This is a genomic window from Mesorhizobium sp. M7A.F.Ca.CA.002.09.1.1 (genome assembly GCF_003998555.1).
Lineage (GTDB): Bacteria > Pseudomonadota > Alphaproteobacteria > Rhizobiales > Rhizobiaceae > Mesorhizobium > Mesorhizobium ciceri.
In genome coordinates this window covers 1-4,061 of the sequence record NZ_RZRR01000516.1, presented here as the reverse complement: position 1 = coordinate 4,061, position 4,061 = coordinate 1, and the positions used below count along the sequence as shown (strand labels likewise).

At 63.6% G+C, this 4,061-nt stretch carries 5 protein-coding genes; 3 read left to right on the top strand and 2 right to left on the bottom strand.

All coding sequences use genetic code 11. The features are described from left to right. The 3 genes from rfaE2 to EN994_RS21010 form a co-directional block, all read left to right on the top strand. On the top strand, positions 1-882 hold an 882-nt coding region (gene rfaE2 / locus EN994_RS21020; protein WP_127307780.1), incomplete at its 5' end, for a D-glycero-beta-D-manno-heptose 1-phosphate adenylyltransferase. A gap of 7 nt (positions 883-889) precedes the next feature. Then, on the top strand, positions 890-1,462 hold the full coding sequence (locus EN994_RS21015; RefSeq protein ID WP_024504153.1) for an SIS domain-containing protein: 573 nt from the start codon (positions 890-892) through the stop codon (positions 1,460-1,462). Then, the gene (locus tag EN994_RS21010) at positions 1,455-2,114 is read left to right on the top strand and encodes an HAD-IIIA family hydrolase (protein ID WP_063168810.1); all 660 of its coding nucleotides are present in this window, start codon (positions 1,455-1,457) and stop codon (positions 2,112-2,114) included. Before EN994_RS21015 ends, EN994_RS21010 begins: the two co-directional genes overlap by 8 nt. A gap of 4 nt (positions 2,115-2,118) precedes the next feature. Here the strand turns inward: EN994_RS21010 and EN994_RS21005 are convergent, their stop codons facing one another. Beyond that, positions 2,119-2,913 carry a glycosyltransferase family 2 protein gene (locus EN994_RS21005; RefSeq protein ID WP_063168809.1) on the bottom strand — a complete coding sequence of 265 codons (795 nt, stop codon included), beginning with the start codon at positions 2,911-2,913 and terminating at the stop codon, positions 2,119-2,121. Positions 2,914-3,166: 253 nt separating this feature from the next. Next, positions 3,167-3,646: an Lrp/AsnC family transcriptional regulator gene (locus EN994_RS21000; protein WP_013530077.1), complete on the bottom strand. Its 480-nt coding sequence runs from the start codon at positions 3,644-3,646 to the stop codon at positions 3,167-3,169. Positions 3,647-4,061 lie beyond the last annotated feature (415 nt).

Genomic DNA, 4,061 nt, shown 5'->3' with positions numbered 1-4,061 from the left:
GCGACCGCCATCACCCCCAACCGCAAGGAACTCGGCGAGGCCGTCGGCCATGCGGTGTTCGCCGATGACGAGATCGTGGCTGCCGCGCGCCAGCTGATTTCGGCACATGGTTTCGATTTCGTCGTTGCGACGCGCAGCGAAAAGGGCATGAGCGTGGTCGGCCCCGACGAGGCGCGCCACATCGCCACCCAGGCGCGCGAAGTGTTCGACGTTTCGGGCGCCGGCGATACGGTGATCGCGAGCTTCGCGCTGGCGCTGGCCGTAGGCGCCGATACGGTCATGGCCGCTTCGATCGCCAATGCCGCTGGTGGCGTCGTTGTGGGAAAACGCGGCACAGCGCGGCTGACGGTCGAGGAACTCACCGGCGCGCTGTTCCGTTCACATGGGCCGACCGCCCACAAGGACGCCATCCTCGACGCCACATCGGCCGCCCGCATGGTGGCGGCGTGGAAGGAAGAGGGCCTGAGCGTCGGCTTCACCAATGGTTGCTTCGACATCCTGCATGCCGGCCATGTCAGCTTGCTGCACGCGGCGCGAAGCCAGTGCGACCGGCTGGTGCTCGGCCTCAACAGCGATGCCTCGGTGCGGCGCCTGAAGGGCGCCGGCCGGCCGGTCAACGACCAGCACGACCGCGCCTGCGTGCTGGCAGCACTCGCCTCGGTCGACGCGGTCGTGGTGTTCGAGGAAGATACGCCGCTGGCGCTGATCGAAGCGCTGCTGCCCGACATACTGGTCAAGGGCGCCGATTACACGGTCGATACCGTGGTCGGCGCCGATGTGGTGCAGAAGGCCGGCGGACGCGTCGTGCTGGTCGATCTCGTCGCTGGAAAAAGCACCACCAACACCATTGGCAAATTGCGCGCCGGCGGCACCACAAACTGAGGGTTTCATGTCCGACTTGAACGATTACCTTGTCCGCTCGGCGGCTGCCATATCAGCCATGGTCGAACGGGACCTGACCGGTGAGATGGAGCGGGCGGCGAGCGCGGTGGTGACGGCGCTTTCGTCGGGGAAGGCCTTGCTCATCGCCGGCAATGGCGGCTCGGCCAGCGACGCCATCCACATTGCCGGCGAACTGGTCGGCCGCTTTCTCAAGGAGCGCAAGGCCTACAATGTCATCGCGCTGCCGGCCAATGCGGCGGTGCTGACCGCCTGGGGCAACGACTATGGCTTCGACACGGTGTTTTCGCGCCAGGTCGAGGCGCATGGCGCGGCCGGCGGCGTGCTTCTGGCAATCTCGACCAGCGGCAATTCGCCGAGCATCCTCGCCGCCGCCGAACAGGCACGGAGGATGGACATGACGGTGATCGGCATGACCGGCGATACCGGCGGCAAGCTGAAACCTCTGTCCGATATCCTGCTCAACGTTCCGTCGACCTCGACGCCGATCATCCAGCAGGGGCATCTGTGCCTTTATCATCATCTGTGCGAGGTGGTCGAAGCGCGCCTCAGCAATGGCTGATCCCACGACCTCTGGCCGCTATCCGCTGGCTGAGCCGGGCCTGTGGGTCGAGCAGGTCGGCTCAAAGGTGTTCGCCGCCGGCTCTCCGGCGCTGTTCCTCGACCGCGACGGCACCATCAATATCGATACGGGCTATCCGGATGATCCTGGCGAAATGGTGCTGCGCGCGGATATAGCCGCGGTGATAGCCGCCGCCAACGGGGCCGGCATTCCCGTCATCGTCGTCACCAACCAGTCCGGCATCGCGCGCGGCTATTTCGGCTGGAGCGATTTCGCCGCCGTCAATGGCCGCGTGCTCGAACTGCTACGCGCCGACAATGCGTTCGTCGACATGGTCCTTGCCTGCGCCTATCACGAGGCGGGCTCCGGCCCGCTCGCGGCCGCAGATCATCCGATGCGCAAGCCCAATCCGGGCATGCTGCTGGAGGCGGCCAGTCGCCTCGGGCTCGATCTGCGGCGTTCGCTGATCGTCGGCGACAAGGAGGCCGACATGGAGGCGGGACAACGCGCCGGCCTCTCGCAGGGCTGGCTGGTGGACGGGCAAGCGGCTGTCCGACGGGGCTTCACAATTCGGCCTTGGTGCGACCGCGCGGACTTCGACGGCCTGCTCGCCGCAATAGCTGCACTTGGGGCCGCCTCGGGCGCGCCCTAACGGTTTATACCCGATCGTTGTCCCGCCAGGCTTCATAGAGCTTGGCCTCGGTGGCGAACGAATACACCATCACCAGCATCGAATAGACGAACCCGTGCCGGCCGCACAGGAAGTAGCGCTTGGCCAGGTAAAACTTCAGGAAGTTGCCAAGCGGCGACAGCACCAGTCTTATCAGGCCAGGCTTCTTGGCTCGTTCGACCAGCGTGGCGACCTTGAGGCTGGAGTAGGTGTTGGCTCTCGCCAGATCCTCGGCAATAGTCATTTCGCGGCGATGCAGCAGCACGCCATTTTCTATGGTGCCGGTTTCGCCCGGCACCTCGAACGACTCATGGACCCGCAGATTGAGGTCCATGGTCGCCTTGTCGCGCCGGAAAAGACGCAGCAGCCTGTTGTGAAGCACCCAGCGGTGCGCATAGCCATAACCCTTCAGCTTGTCGCGGCGCCTGATGTACCATCCGTCGAAAGCATCGTTCCCAAGCTGCGTCACATTCGTGATCGACTGCCTGAGAACGTCATCGATGGCCTCGTCGGCTTCAATCGAAAGGCACCACGGTTGGGTGGCCTGATCGAGCGCGAATTGCCGCTGACGAGGAAAGCCCGGCCAATCATTGTGAAACAGCCTTATCGGGTAGCCCTTGGCGATGAACGCATTGACGACGTCCAGAGTGCTGTCCGTCGAGCCTGAATCGACGACGATGATCTCGGCGCAGAAGTCGACGCTTTCCAGGCATTCGCCGATCATGTCGGCCTCGTTCATACAGATGACCAGCGCCGAAACCGGGCTAGAAAATCGAGTCATCGTCCCACCCCACGGCACACTGTTCTCGGAATTGGGCTGCCCTGCGCCACCTGTATTATGCAATCCCGAAAGCGCTATGCGCTTTTCCCAGGAAAACCGTTACACACTTTTTCTGGAATTGCTCTAGGAAACCAGCAAGGTGGCTACGGCAGTACATCCGGCTCCACAGGAGAGCCTATCGAACGCCAAAGCGGCGCTGATATGGCGAGGCGCTCAGGCCGCATCGGCGAAAGCCGGTTGCGGTTCAACCGGCTCAAGGCTGTGCGAACGAGACCAAGCCTTCGTCCTTGACCCGGCGGATGGTGAGCGCTGTGCGCACCGTGTCGACATTCGGGGTCGAGGTCAGTTCCTCGATGACGAAGCTCTGGAAGGCGCCGAGGTCGCTCGCCACGCAATGCAGGAGGAAATCGGATTCGCCCGACACCATCCAGGCGTCGCGTACGATCGGCCAGCCGCGGGTGCGCTCGGCAAAGATGCGCAGCTCGGCATCGGCTTGATGATGCAGGCCGACGAGGCAGAAGGCAACGACATCAAGGCCGAGCGCTGGTGCGTTGAGCAGAGCGCGGTAGCCACGGATGATGCCGGCTTCCTCCAGGCGCTTGACGCGGCGCAGGCATGGCGGTGCCGAAATGCCGACGCGGTTCGACAGTTCGACATTGGTCATGCGGCCGTCGCCCTGCAATTCGCGCAGGATCTTCCAGTCGATGGCGTCGAGGTCGGCCTTGAGCGGCATGAGGGCTCTCGATCATGAGGGGCAACACGCAAGAATCTTGCGTGATTTTGTAATTAAACGACTTCGCTGTCCATTCCATCCTTCGCCCGGAATATTTCGCGGGATCCGCAGGCGACAGGGTGTGACAAAGCTTTCCGGGGACGAACTCCAACTTGCCTTGCTGGCGTCGTGGGCAACACTTACATTACGCGCGACAATGATCGAGTTTTCCATGCCGCAATTGCCGGCAGCCCTCCGCAGAGGCTTTAGATGACCACCAAGCACGCGCCCGTTCTCATCATCGGTTCCGGCCCGGCCGGCTATACGGCGGCGTAGACCGCCGCCGTATAGCCGGCCGGGCCGGAACCGATGATGAGAACGGGCGCGGGCTTGGCGGTCATCTAAAGCCTCTGCGGAGGGCGGCCGGCAATTGCGG

Excerpts from the sequence above, each read along its gene's own strand:
- EN994_RS21015 (WP_024504153.1), top strand. The coding sequence starts at position 890 with ATGTCCGACTTGAACGATTACCTTGTCCGCTCGGCGGCTGCCATATCA.
- EN994_RS21005 (WP_063168809.1), bottom strand. The coding sequence starts at position 2,913 with ATGACTCGATTTTCTAGCCCGGTTTCGGCGCTGGTCATCTGTATGAAC.
- EN994_RS21000 (WP_013530077.1), bottom strand. The coding sequence starts at position 3,646 with ATGCCGCTCAAGGCCGACCTCGACGCCATCGACTGGAAGATCCTGCGC.
- EN994_RS21010 (WP_063168810.1), top strand. The coding sequence starts at position 1,455 with ATGGCTGATCCCACGACCTCTGGCCGCTATCCGCTGGCTGAGCCGGGC.